General features: G+C 67.2%; 24 protein-coding genes and 2 pseudogenes. 7 read left to right on the forward strand and 19 right to left on the reverse strand.

Annotation, left to right across the window (positions count from 1 at the left end; all coding sequences use genetic code 11):
• The first annotated feature begins 25 nt into the window (after positions 1 to 25).
• The 3 genes from FNV62_RS42405 to FNV62_RS42415 are packed head-to-tail and all read left to right on the forward strand — an operon-like array spanning position 26 to position 2,972.
• Complete coding sequence (locus FNV62_RS42405; protein WP_179858355.1) at positions 26 to 1,246, forward strand: ABC transporter substrate-binding protein; 1,221 nt, start codon at positions 26 to 28, stop codon at positions 1,244 to 1,246.
• 9 nt (positions 1,247 to 1,255) lie between these two features.
• Positions 1,256 to 2,146: an ABC transporter permease gene (locus FNV62_RS42410; protein WP_143609980.1), complete on the forward strand. Its 891-nt coding sequence runs from the start codon at positions 1,256 to 1,258 to the stop codon at positions 2,144 to 2,146.
• Positions 2,147 to 2,156: 10 nt separating this feature from the next.
• Entirely contained in the window at positions 2,157 to 2,972 is an 816-nt protein-coding gene (locus FNV62_RS42415) for an ABC transporter permease (RefSeq protein ID WP_097287214.1), read from the forward strand.
• 672 nt (positions 2,973 to 3,644) lie between these two features.
• On the opposite strand, the gene FNV62_RS42420 is transcribed toward FNV62_RS42415, so the two are convergent.
• The 5 genes from FNV62_RS42420 to FNV62_RS42440 form a co-directional block, all read right to left on the reverse strand.
• Positions 3,645 to 3,896: a hypothetical protein gene (locus FNV62_RS42420; RefSeq protein ID WP_143603589.1), complete on the reverse strand. Its 252-nt coding sequence runs from the start codon at positions 3,894 to 3,896 to the stop codon at positions 3,645 to 3,647.
• Positions 3,897 to 3,908: 12 nt separating this feature from the next.
• Entirely contained in the window at positions 3,909 to 5,378 is a 1,470-nt protein-coding gene (locus FNV62_RS42425; protein ID WP_143603590.1) for a UvrD-helicase domain-containing protein, read from the reverse strand.
• Positions 5,379 to 5,451: 73 nt separating this feature from the next.
• Positions 5,452 to 5,940 carry a hypothetical protein gene (locus tag FNV62_RS42430; RefSeq protein ID WP_143603591.1) on the reverse strand — a complete coding sequence of 163 codons (489 nt, stop codon included), beginning with the start codon at positions 5,938 to 5,940 and terminating at the stop codon, positions 5,452 to 5,454.
• Positions 5,937 to 6,824 (reverse strand): DUF6083 domain-containing protein, encoded by an 888-nt coding sequence (locus FNV62_RS42435; RefSeq protein WP_143603592.1) that lies wholly within the window; start codon positions 6,822 to 6,824, stop codon positions 5,937 to 5,939. Before FNV62_RS42435 ends, FNV62_RS42430 begins: the two co-directional genes overlap by 4 nt.
• A 159-nt stretch (positions 6,825 to 6,983) precedes the next feature.
• Positions 6,984 to 7,247, reverse strand: coding sequence for a helix-turn-helix transcriptional regulator (locus FNV62_RS42440; protein ID WP_143603593.1), 264 nt, complete (start codon positions 7,245 to 7,247; stop codon positions 6,984 to 6,986).
• 633 nt (positions 7,248 to 7,880) lie between these two features.
• Between FNV62_RS42440 and FNV62_RS57690 the strand changes: the two genes are divergently transcribed.
• Complete coding sequence (locus tag FNV62_RS57690; protein ID WP_309171810.1) at positions 7,881 to 8,447, forward strand: hypothetical protein; 567 nt, start codon at positions 7,881 to 7,883, stop codon at positions 8,445 to 8,447.
• A gap of 657 nt (positions 8,448 to 9,104) precedes the next feature.
• Here the strand turns inward: FNV62_RS57690 and FNV62_RS42450 are convergent.
• The 3 genes from FNV62_RS42450 to FNV62_RS42460 form a co-directional block, all read right to left on the reverse strand.
• On the reverse strand, positions 9,105 to 9,353 hold the full coding sequence (locus FNV62_RS42450; protein WP_225900576.1) for a hypothetical protein: 249 nt from the start codon (positions 9,351 to 9,353) through the stop codon (positions 9,105 to 9,107).
• 783 nt (positions 9,354 to 10,136) lie between these two features.
• Complete coding sequence (locus tag FNV62_RS42455) at positions 10,137 to 10,505, reverse strand: flavin reductase family protein (RefSeq protein WP_225900577.1); 369 nt, start codon at positions 10,503 to 10,505, stop codon at positions 10,137 to 10,139.
• Between the two features lie 198 nt (positions 10,506 to 10,703).
• Positions 10,704 to 11,222, reverse strand: a complete 519-nt coding sequence (locus FNV62_RS42460; protein ID WP_225900578.1) for a CGNR zinc finger domain-containing protein — start codon at positions 11,220 to 11,222, stop codon at positions 10,704 to 10,706.
• A gap of 126 nt (positions 11,223 to 11,348) precedes the next feature.
• Here FNV62_RS42460 and FNV62_RS42465 point away from each other — a divergent pair, with 126 nt between their 5' ends.
• The 3 genes and pseudogenes from FNV62_RS42465 (at position 11,349) to FNV62_RS42475 (ending at position 14,011) form a co-directional block, all read left to right on the forward strand.
• Positions 11,349 to 12,584: an MFS transporter gene (locus FNV62_RS42465; RefSeq protein WP_225900579.1), complete on the forward strand. Its 1,236-nt coding sequence runs from the start codon at positions 11,349 to 11,351 to the stop codon at positions 12,582 to 12,584.
• A 285-nt stretch (positions 12,585 to 12,869) separates the two neighbouring features.
• Positions 12,870 to 13,700 (forward strand): annotated as a pseudogene (locus FNV62_RS42470) (IS5 family transposase).
• A complete protein-coding gene (locus tag FNV62_RS42475) occupies positions 13,697 to 14,011 on the forward strand; it encodes a hypothetical protein (RefSeq protein WP_143603596.1) in 315 nt (104 codons plus the stop codon). Before FNV62_RS42470 ends, FNV62_RS42475 begins: the two are co-directional and overlap by 4 nt.
• Before the next feature lie 127 nt (positions 14,012 to 14,138).
• On the opposite strand, the gene FNV62_RS57695 is transcribed toward FNV62_RS42475, so the two are convergent.
• The 11 genes and pseudogenes from FNV62_RS57695 to FNV62_RS42525 form a co-directional block, all read right to left on the reverse strand.
• Positions 14,139 to 14,672, reverse strand: coding sequence for a group II intron maturase-specific domain-containing protein (locus tag FNV62_RS57695; protein WP_309171971.1), 534 nt, complete (start codon positions 14,670 to 14,672; stop codon positions 14,139 to 14,141).
• Positions 14,611 to 15,528 (reverse strand): annotated as a pseudogene (locus FNV62_RS57700) (reverse transcriptase domain-containing protein); the annotation flags it as partial. The pseudogene FNV62_RS57700 and the gene FNV62_RS57695, both read right to left, overlap by 62 nt.
• 560 nt (positions 15,529 to 16,088) lie before the next feature.
• Positions 16,089 to 16,442 (reverse strand): transposase, encoded by a 354-nt coding sequence (locus FNV62_RS42485; protein ID WP_225900580.1) that lies wholly within the window; start codon positions 16,440 to 16,442, stop codon positions 16,089 to 16,091.
• A 221-nt stretch (positions 16,443 to 16,663) separates the two neighbouring features.
• Positions 16,664 to 17,986, reverse strand: a complete 1,323-nt coding sequence (locus FNV62_RS42490) for an ATP-grasp domain-containing protein (RefSeq protein ID WP_143603597.1) — start codon at positions 17,984 to 17,986, stop codon at positions 16,664 to 16,666.
• Positions 17,983 to 19,320 (reverse strand): MFS transporter, encoded by a 1,338-nt coding sequence (locus tag FNV62_RS42495; protein WP_143603598.1) that lies wholly within the window; start codon positions 19,318 to 19,320, stop codon positions 17,983 to 17,985. The genes FNV62_RS42490 and FNV62_RS42495 overlap by 4 nt, the downstream gene beginning before the upstream one ends.
• 61 nt (positions 19,321 to 19,381) lie before the next feature.
• The gene (locus FNV62_RS42500; RefSeq protein ID WP_143603599.1) at positions 19,382 to 20,599 is read right to left on the reverse strand and encodes an ATP-grasp domain-containing protein; all 1,218 of its coding nucleotides are present in this window, start codon (positions 20,597 to 20,599) and stop codon (positions 19,382 to 19,384) included.
• A 28-nt stretch (positions 20,600 to 20,627) separates the two neighbouring features.
• A complete protein-coding gene (locus FNV62_RS42505) occupies positions 20,628 to 21,311 on the reverse strand; it encodes an MOSC domain-containing protein (RefSeq protein WP_169080942.1) in 684 nt (227 codons plus the stop codon).
• Positions 21,308 to 22,819 carry an FAD-dependent oxidoreductase gene (locus tag FNV62_RS42510; protein ID WP_143603601.1) on the reverse strand — a complete coding sequence of 504 codons (1,512 nt, stop codon included), beginning with the start codon at positions 22,817 to 22,819 and terminating at the stop codon, positions 21,308 to 21,310. Before FNV62_RS42510 ends, FNV62_RS42505 begins: the two co-directional genes overlap by 4 nt.
• Positions 22,820 to 22,925: 106 nt before the next feature.
• Entirely contained in the window at positions 22,926 to 24,143 is a 1,218-nt protein-coding gene (locus tag FNV62_RS42515; protein ID WP_164404941.1) for an ATP-grasp domain-containing protein, read from the reverse strand.
• Positions 24,140 to 25,162, reverse strand: coding sequence for an NAD-dependent epimerase/dehydratase family protein (locus tag FNV62_RS42520; RefSeq protein WP_143603603.1), 1,023 nt, complete (start codon positions 25,160 to 25,162; stop codon positions 24,140 to 24,142). The genes FNV62_RS42515 and FNV62_RS42520 overlap by 4 nt, the downstream gene beginning before the upstream one ends.
• Positions 25,159 to 26,289 carry a saccharopine dehydrogenase NADP-binding domain-containing protein gene (locus tag FNV62_RS42525; protein ID WP_164404942.1) on the reverse strand — a complete coding sequence of 377 codons (1,131 nt, stop codon included), beginning with the start codon at positions 26,287 to 26,289 and terminating at the stop codon, positions 25,159 to 25,161. The genes FNV62_RS42520 and FNV62_RS42525 overlap by 4 nt, the downstream gene beginning before the upstream one ends.
• Positions 26,290 to 26,335: the final 46 nt, after the last annotated feature.

Here is a 26,335-nt window from a genome sequence, read left to right on the forward strand (position 1 = left end):
CCCCACGCTCAGTCCCCCATCACGTATGGAGTACGTCGTGCGCCCCAACCGAACCCTCCGCACCTCTCTTCTCTCGTTCACCGCCGTCGCGGTGCTCCTCGCCGCGACCGCCTGCGGGTCGTCCGACTCGGGCGCCTCCTCGGCCACCGGCCTCAACCCCCCCGACCTCAAGGCGCAGTCGAAGCTGGGCAAGACCGAGGGACAGGTCAACCTGGTCGCCTGGGCCGGGTATGTCGAGGACGGCTCCAACGACCCCAAGGTCGACTGGGTGAGCGACTTCGAGATGCAGACCGGCTGTCAGGTCAACTCCAAGGTCGCCGCCAGCTCCGACGAGATGGTCAAGCTGATGAAGACCGGCCAGTACGACGCCGTCTCCGCGTCCGGCGACGCGTCCCTGCGCCTCATAGCCTCCGGCGACGCGGCCCCGGTCAACACCAGCCTCGTGCCGAACTACAAGGACGTCTTCAGCGGCCTGAAGAACGGTGCCTGGAACTCCGTCGACGGCAAGATGTACGGCATCCCGCACGGCCGCGGCGCCAACCTGCTGATGTACAACACGCAGAAGGTCACGCCCGCCCCCACCTCCTGGTCCGCGGTCTTCGACGACGCCCCGAAGCACAAGGGGCACGTGACGGCGTACGACTCGCCGATCTACATCGCCGACGCGGCGCTGTATCTGAAGGCGACCAAGCCGGAGTTGAAGATCAAGAACCCCTACGCGCTGGACCAGAAGCAGTTCGACGCGGCCGTCGCGCTGCTGAAGAAGCAGAGCGGGAACGTGGGGGAGTACTGGAGCGACTACCTCAAGGAGATCTCCGCCTTCAAGAGTGGTGACTCCGTGGTCGGCACCACCTGGCAGGTCATCGCCAACCTCGCGCAGGACGAGGGCGCCAAGGTGAAGGCCTTCGTGCCCAAGGAAGGCTCCACGGGCTGGTCGGACACCTGGATGATCTCCGCCAAGGCCAAGCACCCCAACTGCGCCTACAAATGGATGGACTGGATCATCTCGCCGAAGGTGAACGCCCAGGTCGCAGAGTACTTCGGTGAGGCCCCGGCCAACTCCAAGGCGTGCACCGAGACCAGCGACAAGTCCTTCTGCGACACCTTCCACGCCGCCGACGAGAGCTACTGGAAGAACATCGCCTTCTGGAACACGCCCATCGAGCAGTGCCTGGACGGCCGCACCGACGTGAAGTGCGTGCCGTACGCGAAGTGGGTCCAGGCCTGGACCGAGATCAAGGGCTGAGAGACAACCATGACCTCCACCGCGCAGGCCGCCGGACGGTCCCCCGTCCGGCGGCTCGCCGGGACCCTGCACCGCCGGCCGCGGCTCAGGCTGTCCCTGCTGCTCACCGCGCCGCTGCTGTGGCTGGCCGTGCTCTACCTCGGCTCGCTGGCCGTGCTGTTCGTCTCGGCGTTCTGGACGACCAACTCCTTCACCTCCGAGGTCGTGAAGGTCTGGTCGACCGACAACTTCCATGCCCTGTTCACGACGCCTGTCTTCCGCCAGGTGATCCTGCGCAGCATCGGTGTGGCGCTCGCCGTCACCGCTCTGTCCGCGGTGATCGCCTTCCCGGTCGCCTTCTACACGGCCCGCGTCGCCAAGCCCAAGTGGCGGCCGTTGCTCGTGGTCGCCATTCTCACGCCGCTGTGGGCGAGTTACCTCGTCAAGGTGTACGCCTGGCGGCTGATCCTCTCCCAGGGAGGCTTCGCCGACTGGACGTTGAAGCCCTTCGGGCTCAGCGGGCCGGGGTTCGGACTGTTCGCGGCGGTCATCGCGCTGACCTACCTCTGGCTGCCGTACATGATCCTGCCGATCCACACGGCACTGGAGCAGCTGCCCGCCAACCTGCTCGACGCCTCGGCGGACCTGGGCGCCCGCGCCGGACGCACCTTCCGCTCGGTCGTGGTCCCGATGGTGCTGCCGTCCGTGGCGGCCGGCTCGGTCTTCACCTTCTCGCTCAGCCTCGGGGACTACATCACCGTGCAGATCGTCGGCGGCAAGACCCAGCTGATCGGCAACCTCGTCTACTCCAACATCGAACTGAACCTGCCCATGGCCGCCGCGCTCGGCACGGTCCCCGTCGTCGTCATCGTGCTCTACCTGCTCGCGATGCGCCGCACGGGCGCCTTGAGCAGTCTCTGAGGAGCCCGCCGTGCAACTCTCCCGTTCCGCGCGCATCGCGCTCCGCGTCGCCGCCGGGGTCGGCTTCGCGTTCATCTACGTCCCGCTCGCGCTGGTCCTGGTCAACTCCTTCAACCCGGACCGCAGCGCGAGCTGGCCGCCGTCCGGACTCACCTTCCGCTGGTGGTCGGTCGCCTGGGAGAACGAGGGTGCCCGCGCGGCGCTCTGGGTCTCGGTGAAGGCGGGCCTCGGCGCCACGGCCATCGCCCTGGTGCTGGGCACGCTGATCGCCTTCGCCGTGGCCCGGCACCGGTTCTTCGGCCGCGACGCCATCTCGTTCGTGGTCGTCCTGCCGATCGCGCTGCCCGGCATCGTCACGGGCATCGCGCTCAACTCGGCGTTCAGTACGGTACTCGAGCCACTCGGCGTCGGTCTCGGTCTGTTCACCGTGATCGTCGGTCACGCCACCTTCTGCATCGTGGTCGTCTTCAACAACGTCGTCGCGAGGCTTCGTCGTACCTCGGGCTCGTACGAGGAAGCGGCGATGGATCTGGGCGCGGACACCTTCCGGGCCTTCGTCGACGTCACCTTCCCGCTGGTGCGCTCGGCCCTGCTGGCGGGCGGACTGCTCGCCTTCGCGCTCTCCTTCGACGAGATCGTGGTGACGACGTTCACGGCCGGGCCCGGCATCGAGACCCTGCCGATCTGGATCTTCAACAACATGACGCGGCCCCAGCAGGCACCGGTCGTGAACGTCGTGGCGGCGGTGCTCGTCCTGCTCTCCGTGCTCCCGATCTACGCGGCCCAGCGGCTGTCCGCCGACACGGCGTCCGGGAGCCGGGTGTGAACGCGAGCGGGAGGTGGTGCGGGCCGGCCACCCGGTGAACTCCCGCATCCGGCGCGCGCCGTTGAGGGCCGCCGCTGAAAATGAGAGTTGACAAGGCCTCTGACCTGCGCACTATCAGTTCGAGGAACATCGTACTAGTGCGATTTTGGGACATTGGAAATGAGAGTGGCGCTGACCTGCGCTTATCGAGAGGCGCGGCAGTGATCTTTGCGTGGAGCCTCCGGCTGGCGCCCCGGGGGGGCGCAGTGCTTCTCGCGTCTCTTGCTGCAGGTGGCGATCACGTGGTTGTGCGATCGCATTGCGTGGCGCACCGGTCGGCTGGAAGCGAAAGGAAGGGGCGTTGCACACTGCGACATCGAGAAGTGGAGTTCGGAGGTCTCGCCCGACCTTGTTGCCATCGTTCTGGGAGCCGTGCACCGAAGCCAAGGACGGCGGGCTGTGCGACTGTACTACCGAACCACTACGGGACGCCCCCAGCCGTCGGCCAGGGGACTACAACTGCCGAGAGCTCGGGCGCAGAAGACACCGGTAAGTTTGTGGGACACCTGGACCTTGCGGATGATGCCGCGCACCAGTTGTGGGAACCTGCGCTGGAGCACAGACCAACAGGCCCTCGCGGTGAGTCCGCTGCAGGTCGGAGCATGGATCAACCTGCCCCAGGTGCTGAACCTCCTAGGCAACAGCATTCCAGTGAAGACCTTGTCCCGCACGCTGGGGACACTTCACACACACGAGGCCGGCGTCGAAATCTTGCGCGCCGTCATCCTGCTGGCGGACGTCCTCGATCACGAAGGCTCCCCGATCAACTACGAGCGACGTCGCAAAGTGTTCGGGGAGCGGGCCGAATTCATCGAGCCAGAACGCTGGGCCGCAATCCTTGGGAAGTTGGGGCGCCTGCACCGAGCGCCATCGCACGTGCACCATGCCAACCGAGGGTCATGCCATAGCCAGTGGGACGGGGTACGTGTCGATCCACGACAGGCCGCCGAGGTCGAGCTGGTGACGGGCGCGGGTGACGGCGACGTAGGCCAGGCGGGCGTCGGTGTCATTGACCGGTTCCGGGATCGGGCGGCCCTGGGCGTCGTGTTGCTCGGTGTCCTTGGGCGGGGGAAAGTCGTCGGCGATTTTGACAGCGGACCATTCGCGGCCTTTGGCCTTGTGGGCCGTGGAGACGGTGACGTCGGCGTGCTCTTCGTCGGTGAGCTCGTCGACCGCGGAGAGGATGGCGTCGGGCCCGTGAGTGTCGACAAGGTCGACGAAGGGCTGGAGGTCACCACCAGCGGGATCGTAAGCGGCGTAGTCCTGCAGTTCGCCCCACGAAGAGAACAAGACCAGTTCTGGGTGGCTGGTACGGCGGCCTTCCTTGAGGTGGCGGGCTGCGAGCGCCAGCGCCTGCAATGTGTGTCCTCCGCGGGTCAGAGCGACGCGGTTACCTCCGGCGAGCAGGTTCATGACCTCGGTCATGGCGCCGATGTTCGTACGACAGAGGACCGCGTCAGGGTGGGCGATGTCGCCAACTTTGGTGGGGATGGTCTGGCTGCCAGTCAGGCGAATGGGGGCATCAGCGAGTTCGAGCCAACGGTTGGCCTGCTCGGCGAGGAGAGGGCCGAAGCGGAACGACTGGGTCAGCGTGAGGTGCGTGGCGTCGAAACCGGTCATCACGTCGCGGGCACCGCGCCAGCCGTAGATGGCCTGGGCGGAGTCGCCGACCATGACGAGTTGGGCATGGTCGCGCTGTGAGGCGAAGACCTGCTCCAGGACCGGGTTTGTGTCCTGGGCTTCGTCGAGGAAGAGGAAGTCCGCGTCGATCCTCGGTTTTGTCAGGGCCCACATCTTCAGATAGTGGTCGTGCTCGAAGCGGACGATGCCGTCATCGGGGTTGTGCAGGTCGGCCCATGCCTTGGCGGCGAACGGCAAGATCTCCTCCGCAAGTTGGGCATGCTGGGTCCGCGTTCCCAGGCCGCGTAGGGGTGGTACGTGGTGTCGGGCCAGGGTGCGGTCGGCGGAGTGACAGAAGCGGGAGACCGTGCGCAGCGCCGTGTTGGACAGCGTCCTGTGCCCGACTTCGCGGTCGTCGATACGAATGGACCGGGTGATGCCGAGGGCCTGGCCGATTTTCCAGCCGGGTTGGCGTGGGCTGTTCAGGCGGCGGACGTAGCGGTGGCCGAGAGCGGCGTATGCCGTCGCGTGGGCGGTCTTGCACAGCACGGCACGCGGGAATCGGGTAGAAGCGTCGGAGGCGATGTCCTTGTTGAAGGCGAGGTAGCGGCCGCGCCGCTTGGTTCCTTCGGCCAGCTGGACGAGGGTCGTGGTCTTGCCGGTGCCGGCGCCAGCTTGCAGGACGAGATGGTGCCCTGCGTGGAAAATGTCGGCGGCCTCGACCTGTTCATCAGTTGGAGTGGGCAACAAGGGCTCCGCAGAAGGGTTGATGAGTGGCTTGGCGTTCGCGGTGGCTCCGCGGGGGAGCCTCTGCGGAGGGCTATCGCTTCGTCGGTACGCGGTGGTGGCGATGGCCGAGAAGGGCGTCGGCCGCGCACGTCAGCACTTCTTCAGGGGAGTGGTGAACGAGCAGTCCTTCGAGTTGGGCCGTCAGGTGTCGACGGCGTTGTTGTTCGTGACGGGCGACGGCCGCGGCCACGCTGTGGCTGAGGAAGTCCTGGGGGCGTTGGCCTCGGGTGGCTGCGGCCCGGCGGATGGCGGTGCGGGCCGTGTTGCTGAGGGTGAGGTTCAGCAGGACCTGACCGTACTGGTCCGGGTAGTGGCTGGTCAGGACGTCGATGGGCAACAGCGCGTCAAGCTGGCGGCGAAGTGCCCGCAGTGCACGGCCTGGACTCTTGGCCCGTTGCAGTGCCAGCAACCGGGTGCGGTCGGTGTTGGCGGCCAGCCGCGCGGCGCTGTGGGCACGGGGGAGTTCTTCCACGGTGGCGGGTCGCGTCAGGACGATCTCGATCGCGTGGTGCGCTGTCATCTCCAGGGCCTTTTGCGGGATCGAGCGGTAGGACCCGGGCGCCGGACGCGTGTCGGCAGCCGGGTGTGGATGTGTGCCTGGTGAACGAGGGGGTCGAAGGATTCCCAGTCGGGGACCGTCATGTCCGCAGCCGAAGGCGCGACAGCGTGCTGCGGGCAGCGCTGGGCTCGCCAGCGCAACTGCTCCGCGTACGGCAGGCCGGAAAGGTCGTACACGGCCATGACCTCCGTGGGCAGGGCGAGTTGGCCGTGCGCCCGAGTGGCGGGCAGCAGGGCCCAGGTGCCGCTAGGGGCATCGGGAGTGAGCAACGGATTGCTGCAGCGATGGCGCCGTCGGGCCTGAGCGACGCACTGGATCTCATCGACGGGACGGGCGGCGAGGTAGCGGATGTAGAGGAGCTGCACGACGGGGCGGGCAGGGCGGCAGACGGTCGAAGCCCCTGCATCGGCAGCGGAGGGCGCACCGGGCGGGGTGAAGGCGCCGGTGTCGAGCAGACGGCGGGTGTTGAGGGCCAGGGCGCGGCGGAGCGCGACCAGCTCGGGCATTACTGGTGAGGCGTCGCGGGCAGGGCACACCACCGCGTGCGGCAGGCGGCACCAGCTCGTGCCGTCGCCTGCCGGATAGGCGACGCCGGAGCTGACGTGCCAGCGACAGGCGGCGGGCACGCGCGCGGTCGGCAGCTCGTGGGGGTGAAGGCGGACGGGCTGACGGTTGGTCCGGTGGTACCACTCGATCCGGTTGCCGCAGTCGGGGCATTGGCCGGTCTGGCCGCAGCGCAGCAGCCGGCTGACGCCATCAGGGGCGACGCGCAGGGAGCGCCGTGGATGGACGGTGGTGAGGCTGCCGTCCCAGCGGCGTCCGGGGGGTGGGGGTGTGGAGCGCATGCGGGCGAACCTGTCAGCCAACACGCCGAACCCGGTGCGTCGGCGCCGTGATGTCCCTCGGTCGGCCGCATCGAGTGCGACTGGCGTACGGGCAGGCGCTCACGCGTTCGCATCGTGGTCCCCGTTTCGGGTGGTCAACGAAGAGCGCTCCGGCGGGGGTCAGTCGTTGGTCTGCCCGGGCGGCTCATGTCCGCGGCACAGGTTGGCGAAGAGCACGTCGAGTGGGGTGTCCAGCGCATGGGCGAGAGCGTGCCAGGTCTTCAGGGTCCCGACCGTGCGGCCCTGCTCGATCTCGATGAGTGTGCGTCTCGCCAGGCCGGTGCGGGCGGCGAGTTCGTCGTAGGTCCACCCCCGTGCCGCCCGCAGGCGCGCGAGCTCCAGGCGCAGCGCGTCAAGGTCCGGGTCGGGCGGCAAGATCGTCACCCCACCATCCGACGGTGCAGACCCCTGCCCTGTCAGTGCGGACCTCTGCCCTATTTCTGCAGGTGGGGGTGAGAGCGGAAGGGCAGATGTCTGCACTACCGTGTGCTGTCGCCCCACCCTTTGGAGGGCGTCGGCGCGAAAACACACGATGGGAGGAGCAAGGGCCCGATGAGGCTGCGCACAAGGTGTCCCGCGGTGCGGCGCACCTGGATCGTGGAACTGCGTCCGCAGGCGGGTGGGCAGGTACTCGTATGCCAGCACTGTCCCCAGAACGGCAGCCCCCTTGCCGCTGCGTCCGCACGCTCGGCGGCCTTGGCTCACCTTGCCCGGCACGCTCGCGGCGATGTGCTCCCGGTGCACATGCGCACGTGCCAGTGCCACGAACGCGGCTGCTGCTGGCATCCCCGCCACCGTGGCTGTGCCGGCCCTATCCGGCTGCTCCTGGCCCGTGAACGAGGAGGGCGGGTCTGGCGGCTCGCCGATTCCTGCACCGCCTGCGCCGCGGCCACGGATCAGTCCGCCGTCGTACCCGACACGATCCTGTCGGCGGCTGCGCCGTGGCCATCCGCAGCTTTGCGCCGTGGACGCGGACGGCAGCCTCGTGGGCCCGGCGAACAGACCCGGGTGCGGGAGATGCTCAGTTATCTCGCCGCCGCCTTGCCGGCCGACACGGGAGCGGCCGCCCGGCTCCTCGCGTTGCAGTGCGCCTTGCGGATGGACGCCGCAGCGAACGTTCAACTTCCGACAGGGATCCTGCGCGGACTTCGTCTGGGCCACTACTCAGAGCCGTGGCAGGAGCTGGAGCGGGCGCGGTGGCTGAGCAGAATCCCGGAAACGCCGGAGGTCGACACCGCGACAGTAGCTGCCCGGCTGTTCGACGCCGCGCTGCTCACGCAGTCCCCGGCCCGCCCCGACCGCAGGCGGGCCGCCGACTGGGCCCTGCGTGCGGCTCGAACTGCCCGCGTCGCCGCAGGCGGACCGCTCCCGCAACTGGCCGCCGTATGCCTCGCGGCGTACACGCCCCCCGGGGCCGGTAGAGGGCTCACTGAGGTGGACCGGATGGCTCGCGACTGCGGTCTGGATCCGTTTGCTCTGCCGGACGTACTCGACCAGCTGGCGAGGGCAGGCCTCCTTGCGTCCTGGAACGTGTGTCCGGACTCCGGGGAGCTGCGATGGACGCCAGGCAGCACAGTGCGTTGATGGCCTTTAGAGGCGCAAGGCGAGCGGGTTCGCTCGGTTGAGACGACGGCCCACGCCACTCCTTCGGCGGGGGGCATTAACCCGGCCTGCCCAGGGTAACCCTCTGCGGAATTTGGTCGAGGGCGCTGGAACAAGGGTGGCTCGTCGTCGGCGGCAGTCGCACACAGCGAAGAGAACGCCTCTTCCCATACCTCGAGCACAGCGCGTCCGATCAGGGAACGCAGCACAAGCTACAGCTGCAGCAACAGGCGATGGTTGAGATAGCGGCACAAATCCTCGCGCCGGTTGCGTCCCTGGTGTCTTGCCCCGAACGTCCGCAGCAAGCGATCACCGATGCCGGGGCCCCAGCCACTGGCGGGGCCGGGACGGTCGTGCTGTCCCTGCCCCGCCAAGGCCACCACGCGGCACCTTCCGGCCAAGCAGGCGACGTGACCGTCTGCCGTGCGATATTCAGCTGTTCGCGGACCTATCGGGCCGGGTCCATTTGGAGTCGGTCGAACACAGCCGCGGTGGCGAGATCGCCAGACTCCGTGGCGTGGAAACGTCCCAGGGCTACGGGGACCCAAGCACGAACGCGATGGCTGCTGTCTTCTGCGAGGCGGCAGAACTCCGGCAGCGTCCGGTTTTGGCTAGCGGGCATCCGCTGGACGGCCAGGACTAGTTCAAGGATCGACTGCCGATGGCGAGGGCGTCGGGATTCAGCTCCTTGACCAGGTGGTAGCCCAGGACCGTCGACTTTCCCGACCCCCACGGGCCGATCAAAGCCAGCACCCCGCTCTCCGTCTGGGCCCGCACTCGCTCCAGCAGGTTTACCGCGTGCTGCGCGTATTGCTGGTGCCCGAGCAGATCGGGAGCTTCGGCCTCGCTGACAAAGGGCTCATCGTTGAAGAAACGCGCGTCGATCACCGACACATTCTGTGGCCCGGCGGGCGGCCGAGACAGGTCTTTCCCGGAGTTCGTAGTGCTGCTAGCGGGCGGTCGAGGTGTATCGGGTACAGATGATCGGTTCATGGTCCACCGGAGGCCCCATGCCCACCGTCGTGGAGGCCCCACGCCCACCGTCGTACTCCACCTTCCGAGCGATCTGCTCTCCGAACTGGCCGAGGTCGGAGCGGAGGGCACCGTCGAGTTGACCCTGCACGTCGGCAGTGCTTCTGCCGTGACGCCGGCGGAAGCGCCCGATCCCACCAGCCCCTCGCGCCCCTGCTGCGTGTGGACTCCTGGCGCCGGGAACCCGCCCGCACCTTCATCAGCCGCGCGCGAACCGTTCCGCGACGGGGACCCTCTACGCGGACGGCACGCTGTCGGTGGAAGGCCGGCTCTCCCCCCGGTTCCGCTCGCTGTCGATGGCTGCGTTCGCCGTGACGCAGAGCCAGGCGAACGGCCGGACCACCTGGCGGCTGGCCGACGGCCGCACTTTGGACGACCTGCGCCATGAAATCGAAGAAAGTGAGGCCTGACCTGCGGGGGAACACGAGACGTCTGCGTCCTGGCGTGACGCTAGTCGAGCCCCACGTGCTGGATCCAGTACTTCTTAGCCAAGAACTCACAGTCGGCTCAGCAGGGTGTTGCGACCAAATTCCAGAAGGCGCTGGCATGGAAGCCGATCGGGCTCACTTGCGGACGGACGGTCAGTCCGTGCACTCGCAGGATTACGATCGCATGGTCTCCGGCCGGCACCGTGTCTTGTCAGGTGTCCAGCCAGGCGGTGGCGCCGTCGATGAACAGAGCGCCTTCGCAGGTCGTCTTGGTCGTAAGGCCGACGAATCGGTCGCTGTCCTTGCTGCCCAGGGAACGGGCGGCACCACTGTGATCTGCTCCCAGCACGCTGACGCCGAGGCGGGCCGCACCGGCGAGCCGAGGCCAGGTCGCTGACGTGTTCTGGATACAGAAGGCGACCAGCGGAGGATCGAGGGACACCGGCACGAATGTGCTCGCTGCGAGCCTGAGAGGTTCACCATCCACTTGTGCAGCAATCGCCACGACTCCGGTGGGGAACTGGCCGTAAGCCTGCCGGAGGGTCTGTGTGTCAAGGGTGGCGGAAGTGGATGTGGTCATGAGGTGGCTACCTTTCGGGCATGGCTGACGAGGGGGTGGAGCCCCCGGGATGTCGAGTAGCGAGCCGTACGTGGGCATCACGGGTCTGGTGGCACGGCAGACGCCGACAACGAATGCGCGAAATGTGTTTGGGGCAGCACTTGGAATGGGGTGAGGACGCCAGTCCTGACCCCTGGGTGGGATGGCGGACGTCCGTCGTCAATGAGATCCGCGCGCACGGTACGCCGCGGCCTTGACGCGGTTCTGACATGCCAGGGAGCAGAACTGGCGTGCGGAGTTCCGCGATCCGTCGACGTATACCCGGTCGCACCGCGGCGCACCGCATACCCCGAGGCGGCCGGCGAGATCACTGCCGATGGCCAGGGCCAGAGCGGCGGCACACCCTGCGCTCCATCCCACCGCGTCGGAGTCGTCGTAACCGTGGAAATGCACCTGCCACGGTTCTCCTGGAACACGGTCCAGCTGCGGGCGGGTGCCCGTGGTGCGCAGCAGTGCGTTCACGGCCTCGGCTGCGTCGTCGAGGCGCTCGTCGTCCACCGCCACGAACACGAGCCGCATCTGCTGGGCCGCGGTCGCCAGGCTGAGGGCCTGCACATGGTCGATCTCCTGCGGATCCGAGACGGACGGCAGCACCCGGGCGACCGCGGAAATCAGCTGCTCGTCCCCGGGCGCGACATACGGCTTGCCCCCGCGGGATCCGTCCGTCAAATCGTTCACGAGCGACACTGTCACACTGAGCAGCGTCGCCACGTGACTGTCGAACATCACTTGACCAGTCACCTCTTGAGTTCTAGTTTCTCGTCACTTGCATTATCTTATTCACCAGTCACAGACGGGATTCGTATGCCGATCTGGCAGACCCGACAGCCGCTGCCCCGCGAGGTGCGCCTCCTCGTCGCCGCACGCGCGGTCAACCGGCTGGGAGCCTTCTCCCTGAGCTTCCTCACCGTCCTGATCACGACCCGCTTCGGAGTGAACGCCACCACCGCGGGCGTCATCTCCGCGGCGTTCGGCCTGGCCACCATTCCCTCCCGGCTTGTCGGCGGACGCCTCGCAGACCGCCTGGGGCAGCGCCGGACCATCGTTGTGGGACTGACCGCGTGTGCCCTGGCACAGCTGGGGATCGCAGGGGCCGACAGCCTGGTCGTCGTCATGGTGTTCGCCATTCTGCTGGGACTGGCATTCGAGCTGTACGAGCCCCCGAGTCAGGCGATGATCGCAGACCTTGTGGCATCCGACGAACGCGTGCGGGCCTACAGCCTGCTGAACGCCGCCCTCGCCGCCGCCGGCATGGCGGCCGGGCTGCTCGCCGCGGCGCTGGGGCGATGGGACCTCCGTTGGATGTTCGTCGTGGACGCACTGACCTGTTCGATCTGCGCAGCGGTCGTACATCTGATGCTGCCGGCCAACCGGCCGACGCCGGCTCGGACGGCGCAGGGGCCGCAGCGGCGCCTCTCTCCCTGGCGTGACCCCGCTCTGCTGCTCATGCTCGGCTGCGGAACACTCATGGCCGTCGTCTGTCTGCAGGTGATGATGCTGCTCCCGCTGGCCCTGGTGGACCGCGGCCTGCAGGCAACCGACGCCGGACTCCTCTCCACCGCGTCGGCGGTCACCCTGGTGGCCGGTCAGCCGCTGGTCCGCGCGGCCAGAGTGGCCATGCTGCCGATGTCAGTGGCGTTCGCCCTGGGATACGGCCTCATGACCCTCGGCCTGATCGGATACGCCTGTGCGCACGGTCTGCCGGCCTATGTCGTCTCGACGATCGTGTGGAGCGCCGGTGACCTCGTGCTCGTCGGACGCGCCTACGCCATCGTGGCGGAGCTGGCCCCCGAGCACCATTCCGGCCGCTACATGGCGGTCTACGGCCTCAGCTGGGGCGTTGCGGCGGTCGTCGCGCCGATCGCCGGCACCGAACTCCTTCAGCGAGCCGGTGTCACCGCCCTGTGGGCCACCATGGCAGGCGTCTGCCTGGCCCTCGCGTTCCTCCAGCCGGCGGTCGCCCGTGCCGTCGACACCCGCAGGACTCGGCCGGCCCTGGACACAACGGATGCCAGGGCACCCGCCGACTCCGTGGAGTGAGGCCAGGACATGCCCGGCGACGGACGAGAAGAGGACCTCTCCGTGGTGTACCACGCCGTCGACCAACCACTCGTCCCCCTGCTGGAACTCCTCCACCGCGAATGTACGCGCCGAGCCGCCCTGCGACCGGAAACGGAGCACAGCCTCGCGCAGGTCGTCCGCGCTGCGCACGGTCGCGGGCTGAAAGGGCAGTATGTGACTACATATGTAATTTTGTCGTCGCCTGAACGTGGCAGGACGGCATTTCGGCCGGTCGGCGGCAATGAGCGTGCTGGGCTGGTCGCCGTGAGCGAGCGCAAGCCCTACAAGACCGACCTGTCCGACGAGCAGTGGGCGCTGGTGGAACCGGTGATCACCGCATGGAAGGCCGCGCATCCCTCGGTCAGCGGCCATCAGGGCCGGTACACGATGCGGGAGATCGTCAACGCGCTGCTCTACCAGGGCCGCACCGGCTGCCAGTGGGACCTGCTCCCGCACGACTTCCCGCCGTCCGGCGCGGTGAGGTACTACTTCTACACCTGGCGCGACGACGGCACCGACCAGACCATCCACGACCTGCTGCGCTGACAGGTGCGGGAGAAGGCGCGCCGCAAGGCGGACCCGAGCCTGGTGGTGCTCGACACCCAGAGCGTGCACGCCGCGGCCGGGGTGCCCGCACACTCGACGGGGCGTGATGCGGCCAAAAAAGTCTCGGGCCGCAAGCGCGGCCTGGCCGTTGACGTCCTGGGTCTGGTGATCGCGGTGGTCGTGGTGGCCGCGTCGGCGCATGAGAACACCGTCGGCATCACGCTGCTGGACAAGGTCGCCGCCGAAACCGACACCGTCGAGAAAGCCCTGGTCGACCGGGGCTTCAAGAACGCCGTCGTCGCGCACGGGCAGAAGGTGGGCATCAAGTTGGAGATCGTGGAGCGCAACCCCGCGCAGACCGGGTTCGTTCCGATCCCCAAGCGGTGGATCGTGGAGCGCGCCTACGGGATCTTGATACTGCACCGCCGGTTGGTGCGCGACTACGAGCACCAGCCCCGCACCTCCGAATCGCGGGTGTACTGGGCGATGACCGCGGTGATACTGCGTCGGCTGACCGGGGCAACCGCGCCGTCCTGGCACACCGCATGACCGGCGACCAGCTCACCCTCGGTGCGTTGCTGGCACGGCTGGAGGAACGGGAACAGCAGATCGCCGCGCAGACCGAGGCAGCCAAGGAGCGGATCGCGGAGCTCTCCGCACAGCTGGAGGAGTTCCATCAAACCGCCGAAGAGATCCGCATCACCCGCATCCGCCCATGCCGCTTGACCAGGCCCGCCGTGGCCAAGCGGTCGACCATCAAGGCGAGCAATCGGTCCGCGCGGTCGTCCGGGGCCATCCGGTCGTGGAACTCGCAGAGGACGGAGTGGTCGAAGCCGGGATCATCCAGGGCAAGGCCGTGAAGTCGGCCCGGAGCGCGGTCCCAGCCTCTCGACTGGGCCGTCTCTCCGGACCGCTTCCCGCACCCGCCGTGCGCCTCTCAACGCAACGGGCGCTCCACAAGCCCCATGGATTCCACGAGTGTTGCCCTCATCCCACGGTCGGCCATGGCGAGGGGATGACTGAGCCCCGGTAGCGGTAGCGCGTCGTGCGCACTCTCCCAGGGCTGAACAGTTCCCGTTCCTCGCTGGCCGGCCACCAGTCGCCGCCGCAGAAGCAACGACGGAGATCCTTCCAGTTCATCCGGGGGTGCTTGCGCCGCAACCAGTGGATCACCCGGCCCCAGACATAGGAGCTCAGGTACTGGAAAGTGGCACTGGACACTCCCGGCCGGAAGTAGGCGCACCAGCCCCGCAGCATCCGGTTGAGACAGATGAGCAGGGCGTCGAACGGCAGGTCGGTGCCTGTCTTGCGGCACTGCGTCTTGACCTTGGCCATCACGGCCGCCAGGGCCTTGCGGGACGGGTAGGTGTAGACGTAGTACTCGTTTGCGGTGGCGCTGGATGCGCCAGCCGAGGAAGTCGAGGCCCTCGTCGATGTGGGTGACCAGTGTCTTTTCCGGCGACAGGCGCAAGCCCATCGTGGAGAGGACTTCGGCCGCCTCTTCCTTGAGCGCCTCCGCATCGGCCCTGGTGCCCGACACCACCAGGCACCAGTCGTCCGCGTAACGGATCAACCGGTAGTTCGGCAGTCCGCGACGGCGGCGCTTGCGCCGGTCGTTGAAGGTGCTCGCCGGACCTCCCGGCCCCTGGGCGAAGTGCTCGTCCAGAACGGAGAGGGCCACGTTGCTGAGCAACGGGGAGAGGATTGATCCTTGCGGGGTTCCGGCGCTGGTCTCCCTGAACGCCCGATCCTCACCGAGGATCCCGGACTTCAGGAACGTCTTCACCAGGACCAGGACGCGTTTATCCCCGACGCGAGCACGCACCCGGTCCATCAGGGCGGCGTGCGAGATCTCGTCGAAGCAGGCTTTGATGTCGCCTTCCACGATCCACTCATAGGAGTGGGAGGTGAAGTGGCGGACCTCGGCCACCGCGTCATGAGCCCGGTGGTTCGGACGGAACCCGTAGGAACACGGGAGGAAATCCGCCTCGAAGATCGGCTCCAACACCAGCTTAAGGGCCGCCTGCACCACCCGGTCGGTCACGGTCGCGATCCCCAGGCGGCGCTTCTTGCCGCCCGCCTTGGGGATCATCCGTTCCCGGACCGGGAGCGGGCAGAAACTGCGGTCTTTGATCGAGGTCCGCAGCCCGTCGAGGAAGTTCTCGACGCCCCGCACGGTCTCCACGTAGTAGGCGGTCTCGCCGTCCACTCCGGCCGTGCGGGCTCCCTTGTTGCCCCGCACTCGAACCCACGCGACCAACAGGAACGCGGGGTCGGCAACGAGGTTGAACAGATCACTGAACCTGCGATGAGGATCCTCGCGGCCCCACCGGTGCAGCTTCGTCTGGATCTCCAGTACCCGGCGTTCCGCCCTCATCAGGACGTACTCCAGCTCGTCGGTGTTCACCGGCGACTATCTCCTGGTCTTCCAGTCCTTCCACTGCCGACTTGCTGTCCTCCTTCGCCATGTACGCGCCTCTCGCGTGCTCGGACTACTACGAGGACTCCGCCACGACCCGGTGCCATCAATCGACGACGGACCTGCCCTCCGCCCGGCTGGCCGCCGGACCTGGGGCGGCATCGGACCGCTTCCCACGTTCACCGCTATTCGGTTGTCGAGTGAGCCGCCCAGCTGTACCCCGGCAGCATCGCCATGCCTACGCCGCAGACCTTCAACATGGCCTCCGGACCAGCGCACTTCACCAGCCACGGAGTCGCAACCACCTGCCTTATGCGGTCGCGTGTACTGCACCCGGCCCAGATCTGCCAGATTCGAGCCGGTGGAAGTGTTACGAGGCTTCAGGCACTGGTTCCTCTCGTACGGCTTCTCGTCTCGCTTGCCGGGCCCGTACCGTCTGGCAGTGCCGATACGTCCCGTCGTTGTCAGGGCTGCTTACCGCCCTCCCGCGCGTCTCCGCGATCAGGCTGCCCTCAGCTTCACTGACCTGCTGCGACAGGCCAGCGGCGGGGTCCTTCCGTCCCCGCCCGGAATAGCGGCGCCTCGTGGCGCACCAGGCAGTACTTCCAGTCCAGCCTGCAGCGCACCGCTTCGGCGGCCTGGCGGTCGGTCAGGTTCTCCGCATACTGCAGGACCCACACCATGGCCAGCGGGGCCGGCGACAGGCCCCGGCGCCCGTCTGCCGGATACCAGTCGGCGAAGTCGTCGTCCGTGAACAACTCGTCCAGCCGGTCCCGCATCCACATCGCCGTGGTGCACCGCGGGTTGCTCGCCCTGGCCATCCGCACCGTCAACGGCGGAATCCCCCGCCCCGTGCCCGAACCCACTGCCACCGCGGTCACCCCTCCGACCGCTCGGTCCTCCCCGCTCCCCTCAGCGGACCACCACAACGAGATCAACAGGGACAACGACGACGAGTCTCACCCCACCGCGCGAAGATCACCAACAGCGTCCGAAAATCTTGGCTGAGCCGAGAGCTGCACCCATCGTCGAAAATGCGAGCCCACGCTCCTCTGCTGCATGACGGGTGGCAGCCGGAAGGGCTCCGCCGTCACTACCTGTCCTCTCTCCGGTAGCTCGCGAGGAGTCTGGTGTCATGTCCAAGAGCGGGCTGCATTGCCCTCAGCTCTCTGATCTTCAAGCCGGCCGGTACGACCGTGATGTGGTCGGCGAACCAGGCCAGGACCTCTTCCGAACGTTTGTAGAACTGATCGAGTGTCTCCGTCCTGATCATGACCTGACCAACACGCTTGGTCGTGTCGGAGATCGAGGAGGGCAGGGAAGCACCCACCGAATGGGCGAGCATGACGTACTCGATGTCGGGAAGGCTCATGACCTCCTCGTACGACGGCGCGTCGAACAGAATGCCCGGCGGTGAGGTGATGAACGTGGTGCCCACGAATCCCGGGCGTTGCCTGACTGCCGCGTCCGGCTGCTCACCTATCGCCAGCGACAGTGCGGCCTCGCCAAGGTCTACGCCGAACTTGCACTCGATCTCCTCGTGCACGAGTGCGCCGCCTCTCCGCGCAGCGCACTCGCTGAAGACGACTTCGCCATCCTGATGGAACAGCTCCATGTGGAAGACGCCGTCGGTCAAGCCGAGCGCCTTCAATGCCGCACGGACAACGGGTTCCGCCAGGCGATACGTCCATGCTTCGGTAGTGGGGTCGAACCGGCGTATCTGCAGCGGCGCTTGCGACTCGACAGTCGTCAGACAGGGCTGGGTGTACTCGGCGACGGAGGAGAAGAGGATCTCGCCGTCGTGCAGAACGCCGTCGACCAACCATTCGTCCCCCTGTTGGAACTCCTCCAACACAAAGGTGCGAGCCGGGCCGCCCTCGGACCGGAAACGGCGGACAGCTTCACGTAGATCCTCTGTGCTGCGCACGGTAGCGGCCTGCCGCGTCGCGGCACCGGTTACCGGTTTTATGACGCCGGCATCGAATGAAAGCTCGATGCCGGCGTCATCCTGGACGTCCTCAATGATCACGGATCGAGCGGTGGGAATGCCGTGTGTGCGCACGATGTGCTTCTGGATGAACTTGTCACGGAACCGGACCGCCACGGCTGGCGGGAGACCCGCACAGCCCAGCGCTTGGGCGAGAAGAGCGGCGTTGACAATGGCAAATTCATTCGTAGTTGTCACGGATGAAAATCGTTTTCCGGCGAGTCCCGCACGAGTAAGCGCCGACAGCACCGCCTCTGGACTGCACTCGTCCTCCGCGAAGACAGGTGTGACACAGTCCGGGAGATCCGGGAGTCCGATGTCACGCCATTTCGAGCCGTACACGAGAACGGCGGGGATACCGCGCTTTCCGCACGCCCGTAGGACATATCGATCAACCCCAATGAGCAGGGGGAGTTGACGAGAGGTCATGGATTTATCCCTTCCGGTGCGGTGTCGAATAGAGTCTTGGCTTTGGTGGTTACGGAGGTGTCAGCTGCAGGTTCCCCGGCGGAGTTGCCCGAGTCGTCTGCCTCGACGGGCCTGCCGGCGCCTGCCATGAGGATTCGGGGAGACAGGATCCCGGTGAGGAGGAAGACGGCTGCCAGGAGCAGCCATCCGGGAGTCCCCATCCCGAGGCACGTGAACGCGAGCAAGGTCGGCCCGATCGTGAGCGCTAGACCCTGTCCGATCCAGAACACGCCTGCGTACTCGGCCTGCGATTCGTTTGTCGCCATGCCGTAGTAGACCTCTTGCGATGCACCGGCGTGGAGGGACTCGCCAATACTGTGCACAATGACCGCCAGGACAAGGATTACTGCTGCTACCACGGATGGCAGCAGTGGCGCCATCCCCACCAGGATCACGTTGACGGTAAAGATCAGGCCGCTTCGGCGCATCGCCTTCCCGGCCGAGAGGAGAGAACCGATGCTCCGGCTGAGCCTGCTCTGGATCACAACGATGCAGGCCGTATTCAGCAAGACGTAGCCGGATGAGACCCACATCGGCGCACCGATGGTGTTGATTGCCCAAAGTGGCATTGCGAAGGTCAAGAGCGGATACTGCAGGGCGATGATGCCGTTTAGTACTGTGCCGCGGATGAATTGTCGGTCTCGGATTGCCACCCACTTGCGGGACACCGGTCGGGCAACGACCATCGTGTTTGCCGCCTTGACTGCCAACATGACGATCGCAGCGCATATGACGAAAGAGGCCGCGTTCGCCAGGTAGATCACCTGGAAGGCGAATAGGCTACCTACCTTCAGCGCTGCGATTGCACCGATGGCTCCCAACCCCATACCGAAATTATTCACGACGCGGTTGCGCAAGCCGAACCACCGGAGGTTGCCTTCCGACATTTGGCGCACGAGCGCTGGCCGGGCTACTGAACTGGTGCCTGAGGTGATCCCGGTGGCCGTCGCGACCAGCGTGAATTCCAGCATTCCGTGGATGTTGGCGAACGCCACCATGGCGACGGCGTAGAAGAGGCACGAGAGGACGAACGTCCGCTTGGCGCCGACGCGGTCGCAGATGTATCCGAAGTGGGCCATCAGTGCCAACGCTATTCCGGAGCCGATGGTGAAACCCAGGCCGGCCTGATAGTCGCTCAATCCCGCCTCGCGGGTGAGGTATACCGGCGCGCTGGCCACATACAGGCCACTGCCGGTCGCGTTGATGAGGAGCGCGAACAGCAGTATCTGTTGAGGTCGGCTGGCGCGAGGAATCGTCTCGCCCCCGTCGGTCCGTTTCCGGACTGAACTTCCCATGCCGGGCTCTCCCTTCACTAGTCGGTGCACAATGAAAAGGTTCACTGATTCCGATTCCGCGCTATTCGACGATGAACTCCAGATGCCATTCAAGCGCGCGCATCTCTCGTTCCAGGGCAGCGTGGTCCGGGCACTCCAGCGCGTAATAACCGGCCCGTTGCCAGGAATTGGCGAAGCTGGGGGTCTCCTGCCCCACGCGGAGATTCACCTCATGGTCGAAGACCCACGGGGAGGCAGCCAGCGCGTCCTCCCCCCGCAGCCGCACGAATCTCCCGGCCGGCGGGCGGAAGAACTGCACTGATGCCACCGACGCCGGCACGGGGCGGAGATTCGGGCGGCGGCCGGCGAGGACCCCGACGAAGGCGCCGTAGAGGTCAACCCCCTGGCTCCGTCTGATCAGTTCGGGGATGAGGTCTCCCGGAGGCCGGGCCGCGCACTCGACCAGGTGCGGGACGCCTCGGTTGACACGCCACTCCGAATGGAAGACGCCGGAAACCGCGTCCATGGCGGTCAGCAGTCGGTGCACCCGCGCAAGGATCAGGCGGCGCTCCTGGTCGTCCACCCGGGCCGGGGCGACGTGTCCGACCTCGGTGAAGTAGCGCCCGCCCACAGTCTGCTTCGCCGTGATGTTGTCGAAAAGGACCTCACGCTCGAAGACGACGCTTTCCACGGAGATCTCCGGGCCGTCGATGTACTCCTCGCACTGAAACCTCCAGGAGAGGTCCCTGCCGACCGTGCGGGATCCTTCTCCGGCGAGCGTCGTCTCCTGCCAGGCGGACTCGATGTCTTCCGTCCTGTCGACCCGTATCACCCCCACCGAGGCGCGACGGTTGGAGGGCTTCAGAACGATCGGCCGGCCCTTGAAGAAACTCTTCGCATCGTCCGCGCAGGTGGCCTCGGCGAATCTGGGCTGCGGGATGTCCGCTGTATGCGCGAGTCGCCGGAGCAGCAGTTTGTTGGTGCAGACATCGGTGGCGACGGCACCTGGCTCACCGAGTCCCCACTCCCGGGCCAGCCCGAATGCCGTGGGTACGGCGTATTCCATGCCCGGTACCACCGCATCGAACCCGACGTCCCTGTGCCACTTGCGTGCCGTCTGCGTGGCCTCATCGCACTGCTGATATCCGCCGGCTCGCACCTCTTTTATCCACGGAGCCGCGAAGGCGGCGGCATTGGCCTCGATGATCTCCTTTTCTTCTATGACATAGAGTTCGAGGTCTGAGTTGTTGTCGACCAGTCGGCGATAGCCACTGTTGAGCCCGATCATCAGTACACGCATTACGCTTCCTCGCACACGGCATGGAAAGTTACTGGTGCTCGTCGTCCGGTTTCCGGTCGGGAAGCCGCTGCAGCTTGCCGGACCGTTGGCGTTCCAAGGCCATCTCACGCCAGCGCGTGGCGAGCGCGGGAGCGGCGAGGAGCCGGGGCAGAAGTTCCCAGTCGCCGTAGTAGGCATTGATCGCCTCGGCCAGCGTCAAACTCTCGGCGGCCCGGTCGACCAGATGGATCCCGTCGTTCGCCGAGATCGATCCTTCTTCGACGACGCGTAGGTAGGCTCCGGGCCGCGCCGCGTGCGCGAACCGCTTCATCCAGTGGTCCTCACCCATCCAGCCGGCGAACATGCGGCAGGGGATGCGCGGGGACGTGACCTGAAGCAAGGTGTCACCGATACGCCAGCACTCACCGATCACGGCGGCGTTGACGTCGAAGCCGACCGTCGTGAGGTTCTCGCCGAATGCGCCGTCGGGGCGCAGGCAGCCCAGCTCGGCCGCCCACCAGTCGTGGTCCTCCGCGGCGTAGGCGTACACCGCCTGGTCGTGCCCGCCATGGTGCAGCAGGTCCGCCTGTTCGTCGCCGTGCAACCCGTTGCGCGTCACCGCGACGGTGGAGAGCACGGAACGCTTGTCGATGCCGGTCGTCGACCGCGGCCCCTTGAACGTCGCCGCCTTGGCGCGGCTGACGTTGACCGACCGCACGTGCCCCAGCGTCACCGGGGATCTCCCTGCCTGCCCTTGACGGCGTACGGTGGCGGCCCGGACGGCGTACCGTGTGCTGCCGTCAACTCCTCCATGCGGTCGACGACTTCCGCCCGGGTCGGTACGTCCGTCATGTAGACCTGGAGCCCTTCCGGCCTGGCTTCTGTCCTGTTCCCGCCCCATCGCCGCGTCAGTGAGCCGGGCGTTTCCAGCAGCTGGCTGTAGCGCCGCTTGTGCCACCACTCCTCCTCATCGGCGGACGGCAGCTGAAAGGTGACGAAGGCGGGCACCGGCTCGGGGACGGGGATGGTGACGGGGACACGTTCCCCGTCCAGCAGCGCGGACCACCGCTTCGCCCGGGTGGCGGTGTGCGCCACTGTGTCCTCGTACCAGTCAAGCGCCCAAGGAGTGAGCCGCGCGAGATAGGCCTCGCGGGCCGCGTCGATGTCGCGGTGGTCGCCGGCGATCGCCTCGGCCAGCCGCACCGAGCCGACGGCGGCCATGGAGGCACCGAAACCGCGGCTCGGATCCGTGGTGACGAGTGCGTCCCCCACGGCGAAGAAGCCCTGCGGAGCCTTGCCGGAGATCCGCCGCGCGGTGTTGCGCATGTTCGACATGACCCGCGGCGGAGAGAGGGGCACGGCCCTGCCTTCCTCGACCCAGGGACCGGTCTTCGGTATCCACTCCATGAGCGGTTCGAAGACCCGGGCGTCCCGTGCGCGCAGCAGCTCGCGATCATGCGGTGAGCAGGCCAGGACCGCGGAGAACGTACGGTTGTCGTGGACATTGATCACCGTGTGGTAGCCGTCGCCGATGACGCCGGCACCACTCACCCGGGAAAGCGGCCCGGGCTCGGCTCCGTCGGCGAGCCGGTACATGCGCGTGATGTAGGCCAGCTCACCGCGGTTGTCGCCCACGGCGTCGTACCAGGAGGCCCAGGGTGCCGCGCGCCGGCCGGATGCGTCGATCACGATGTCGGCGTCGAGTTCGTGTCCCGAGGTGCGCACACCCCGGACTCTTCCTCGCCCGACGAGGATCTCGTCCACGCCGGTGCCGACGCGCAGCGTGATTCCGTTTTCCTTCGTCATCGCCCGGCGCAGCACCTGCTCGACCGTGCTGCGCCGAGCCAGCAGCACCGCGACGTCGGCGCCGGCTTCGGGACTGAAGCCGTGGTCCGCAGCGATCTTCCCGAAGTCGCGGACTTCGACACCGTAGGCGAGCAACTGCTCCAGCAGGTCGGGAAGTTCGTCTCGCAGCGTCGAGTGGAAGGCGCCGAGGAAGCCATGCGTCTGGTGCAGGTGCGGCACGCCGGTACGCGACCAGTTCCCCGCCGCGGCCGGGGTATCGGGCACCGCCGAGTCGTCCCGTTCGAAGACGGTCACCCGGACACCTCGCCGAGCCAGACAGAAGGCGGTCAGCATCCCGCCCAGCCCCGCGCCGATCACGGCCGCGTGGACCGCCCGGCTCATCGGGGCCATCCAGGAGTGCTGTCGTCGGTCACCGTGTCCCAGGTCGTCCGGCATGTCCGTTGGGCCTCGCCCACTCGATCGAACCGATGTGCGTTCGTTGCATCTGTCGGGCGCACCAGCGGGCACCTCCCCAGAAGGTCGGGATGGGAATGGATGTGTGTCACTCGAAGACCAGCGAAGTGTGGAACCCGTCCGCCGCGGCGACGGCCCGCTCGGCGTCCTCGTGCAGGGTGACGACCCAGCCGAGGCGTGAGGTGTCGGTCGCGGTCACTCCGTCGGGACCGATGTCCTGGATCTCGTGGGCGATGACGGCGTCGTCCAGGGTCTCCGGTCTGCCGATGTGCCGCACCACACCGTCCCCGGGCGGGGTCAGGTAACGAATCACGGAGTGGGCGACTCCGTCCCAGGGGCGGTCGGGCAGCGCCACCGGGCGTCCGAGCCACAGCTGCTGGTAGAGGTCCACCACGTCGAGGCCCGTGCTCGCTTCGATGAGGAGACGGATGTCGCCGCCGCCGAGCCTGGGGTTGATCTCCATGAGGGCGGGGCGTCCCTCGTGATCGATCTTGAATTCGACGTGTGCCGCCGTGCCGCGGTGCCCCGTGCTCTCCAGCCACTTCAGGACGGTCTTCTCGGCGACCTGCTCCGTCTCGGGGTCCAGGCGGGCGGGGAAGACGTGCGCGAGTTCCTTGCACTTCGGCGGTCGGCTCAGCACCGTCTCGGCGAAGCCCAGGAGCCGCCAGCTCCCCGCCTGGTTGTCCCAGAGGAGTTCGGCGCTGTACTCCGGCCCTTCCACGTACTCCTCGACCAGTACGGCGTCGAGGCAGCGGTAGCCACGGCCGTGTGTGCTGTGGTCGATCGCTCCGCCCACCGCTGCCTGGAAGTTCTCGTCGGAGCGGCAGACACGCACTCCGGCACTGGCGCCGTCGTCGACCGGTTTGACAACGCAGGGGTAGCCCAGCGGAGAGCTGGTCACCGTCCCGTCAACGGGGACCACGACATGCCTGACGTCACGACCGATACCGGCCGTAGCCTTGCGGGTGAGATCCTTGTACCGACAGGCGAGGATGCCCGCTGGATCGGGTCCCGGAAGACCCAGGCCGTTCGCGACGACGGCGGCCTGGAACAGGCGGTAGTCGTCGTACGCGATCACCGCGCGCGGCTCCAGGCCGAGGCACGCCCTCATGAGCTGGGGGGTGTCGTAGGTATCCACGCGCTCCAACCGGTCCACCAGTTCGGCCGGGTCCGGATCGAGACGTGCGTACTCCCGGGGGTCCCGGCAGACCAGGGCGGTCGTCAGTCCCTGTGCCTGAGCCCGTTGGATCCCGTGGGTGCCGTATCCGGTCAGGTTGACCTCGATGTAGAGCAGGTCGATGCTCACCGTGCCGCTTCCTCGCTTCCTGATCCTTTTCCACGCCATGCGGCGAGGAGCCAGCGTTCCTTCTCGGAGTCCATGCCGATCTTCGGTTTCCCCTGGAACCCGGGCGTGCCGCGCAGCCACTCCCACGTGTCGACGACCGTGTCCGCCAGCGGACGACAGGTCAGTCCCATCGCGACCGCCGCGTCGCTCGACACGGACCACGCGTGCCGCCAGTCGGCTCGCAAGGGTGCCCACAACGGCAGTTCGGACCACGGAGTCACCTGTTGCTCCAGCAGAAACTCCTCGTCCATCCACACGAGAGCCGGGTCTGCACCGGTCGCCTTCGCGCACAGCGCGAGCCACTCCGCGAACGTGGCCTGGCCAGCGGGCGCGGTCACCAGCAGGCCACACTCCGACGGCCGCTCGACCCGGGCAAGGATGAACTCGGCGAGGTCCCGGACGTCCAGGAGTTGGATCTCCCGGTCTCCCGGGTGCGGCGCGAGTGCCCCGCCGGCCGCGACACGGCGCAGCCACCAGGGCAGACGGCCCACGTTCTCGCCGGGGCCCACGATGATGCCCGGGCTGACAATGCTCACCGTGCCGTCGAAGTGCTCGCGCACGGCGCGTTCGCAGCCTGCCTTGAGGGGACCGTACGTGCCGCTCGACTCGTCCGCGTCCGAGGGGCACTCCCAGCGCGGTGACGCTTCGTCAATGGGGCGGGCGGGCCAGTCCTGGAAGGCACTGACCGATGACACGAACACGTAGTGATCCGCGTGTGAGGACAGCACCCGGGCACCCGCGGAGACGGAACGGGGCACGAATCCGCAGGTGTCGATCACCGCGTCCCAGTGCCGGCCAGCGACGAGGCGTTCGAGATCGCCTTCGTTGTCACGGTCTCCCCGGGTCACCTCGACGCCCTCGACGTCGGAGCCCGACAGACCCCGGTTGAACGTGGTGACCTCATGGCCCCGGCGCAGGGCCGCCGTCGCGACGGCCCGCCCCAGGAATACCGAGCCCCCCAGAACGAGGATCTTCTTCATGACCCCAGGCTTTTCTTGAACTCGCTGTACTTCGCGGCGAGTTCACGTGCGCAGGCCTCGGAGTCCGCGAGCTTCATCTCCCGGACGTCGTAGCCGATCATGCTCTTCACGATGTCCATGTGCGGGTCGCTGTAGCGGACGCTGCCGTCGTCACGGATCTCGGCGATGCCGTCGTGCCACAGCGCCTTCTTGTTGATGTCGAGCGCTTGCGTTAGCGAGAGGCCGTCGGGCAGTTGGATGTCCAGGCCCTTGGCCGACACGGCCACCGGATAGCCGCCGATGAGCGCGTCGGGGCCGGGGGCGTGGACCAGGCGGGGTTCCGTGGAGGTCAGTGCCTCGATCACCGTCACCGCCGACGCGGCGGTCAGGACCGCACCGCGCACACCGCCCAGACGCCGGTACCGGGTCGCAACCGCCTGCAACAGGCTGTCTACGTCCACCCGTTCCGTGACGTCACTGCCGTTCTCCAGCACGCTGATGCGATACGGTGCGTCCCCGGCGTCGCCGGTTCGCGGCACCCGGTGGCTTACGAACGCCTCCATCACCACCCGCAGGTCGACCTGGTCCGGGCGCTTGCCCAGCTGGTCGGCCGCGGCGTGGCGGAGCGTCGGCACGATGTTGGCGACGTTGCCGATGCCGATCGTGGGAGCCAGACCCACCTTGTCGAGGATGGTGTGGGTGGCGTCGGGCAGTGCGGCGTTGACGACCTGCGTGTCGATGCCGCTCGCCTTCACCGCCTGCATCACCTTGTGGATCAGAGTGAGCTGCATCGGCAGCCAGGGTCCGATCTCCGCCTCGTCGAGCCGGGTCAGCAGGTCCTTTGGAAGCTCGTTGATCACCCACCACGCCTGCAGGCTGACCGTGCTGAACACGATGTCGGGGCTCAGCTCGGCGAGGGTCGCGGCGGTCCGGTCGATGTCGTCGACGTCCATGACGACGTGATCGAGCCGAGGCGTGTGACCCAGCTGTGCGGCGACCATGCGGGACAGGTTCACCTGCCGGACCAAGAGCTCCTCGTCCCGTCCGGCGAGCGTAATGCGCGGCGCATCGGGCCGACGTGCCAGCAGATCCAGTGTGTGCGTGCCGACGTTGCCGGCACCGATGACCAGTAGGTGGGTGTCCTTCACGGGCGCTCCTAACGAAAGGCCAGAAATGTGATGGCTCTTGACTGTT

Source organism: Streptomyces sp. RLB3-17 (assembly GCF_007113425.2).
GTDB classification, from domain to species: Bacteria; Actinomycetota; Actinomycetes; order Streptomycetales; family Streptomycetaceae; genus Streptomyces; species Streptomyces mirabilis_D.

Excerpts from the sequence above, each read along its gene's own strand:
- FNV62_RS42405 (WP_179858355.1), top strand. The coding sequence starts at position 26 with ATGGAGTACGTCGTGCGCCCCAACCGAACCCTCCGCACCTCTCTTCTC.
- FNV62_RS42410 (WP_143609980.1), top strand. The coding sequence starts at position 1,256 with ATGACCTCCACCGCGCAGGCCGCCGGACGGTCCCCCGTCCGGCGGCTC.
- FNV62_RS42420 (WP_143603589.1), bottom strand. The coding sequence starts at position 3,896 with ATGGTGCACGTGCGATGGCGCTCGGTGCAGGCGCCCCAACTTCCCAAG.
- FNV62_RS42430 (WP_143603591.1), bottom strand. The coding sequence starts at position 5,940 with ATGACAGCGCACCACGCGATCGAGATCGTCCTGACGCGACCCGCCACC.
- FNV62_RS42435 (WP_143603592.1), bottom strand. The coding sequence starts at position 6,824 with ATGCGCTCCACACCCCCACCCCCCGGACGCCGCTGGGACGGCAGCCTC.
- FNV62_RS57690 (WP_309171810.1), top strand. The coding sequence starts at position 7,881 with ATGCTCAGTTATCTCGCCGCCGCCTTGCCGGCCGACACGGGAGCGGCC.
- FNV62_RS42455 (WP_225900577.1), bottom strand. The coding sequence starts at position 10,505 with ATGACCACATCCACTTCCGCCACCCTTGACACACAGACCCTCCGGCAG.
- FNV62_RS42465 (WP_225900579.1), top strand. The coding sequence starts at position 11,349 with ATGCCGATCTGGCAGACCCGACAGCCGCTGCCCCGCGAGGTGCGCCTC.
- FNV62_RS42475 (WP_143603596.1), top strand. The coding sequence starts at position 13,697 with ATGACCGGCGACCAGCTCACCCTCGGTGCGTTGCTGGCACGGCTGGAG.
- FNV62_RS57695 (WP_309171971.1), bottom strand. The coding sequence starts at position 14,672 with ATGCGGAGGCGCTCAAGGAAGAGGCGGCCGAAGTCCTCTCCACGATGG.
- FNV62_RS42490 (WP_143603597.1), bottom strand. The coding sequence starts at position 17,986 with ATGACCTCTCGTCAACTCCCCCTGCTCATTGGGGTTGATCGATATGTC.
- FNV62_RS42495 (WP_143603598.1), bottom strand. The coding sequence starts at position 19,320 with ATGGGAAGTTCAGTCCGGAAACGGACCGACGGGGGCGAGACGATTCCT.
- FNV62_RS42500 (WP_143603599.1), bottom strand. The coding sequence starts at position 20,599 with ATGCGTGTACTGATGATCGGGCTCAACAGTGGCTATCGCCGACTGGTC.
- FNV62_RS42510 (WP_143603601.1), bottom strand. The coding sequence starts at position 22,819 with ATGCCGGACGACCTGGGACACGGTGACCGACGACAGCACTCCTGGATG.
- FNV62_RS42520 (WP_143603603.1), bottom strand. The coding sequence starts at position 25,162 with ATGAAGAAGATCCTCGTTCTGGGGGGCTCGGTATTCCTGGGGCGGGCC.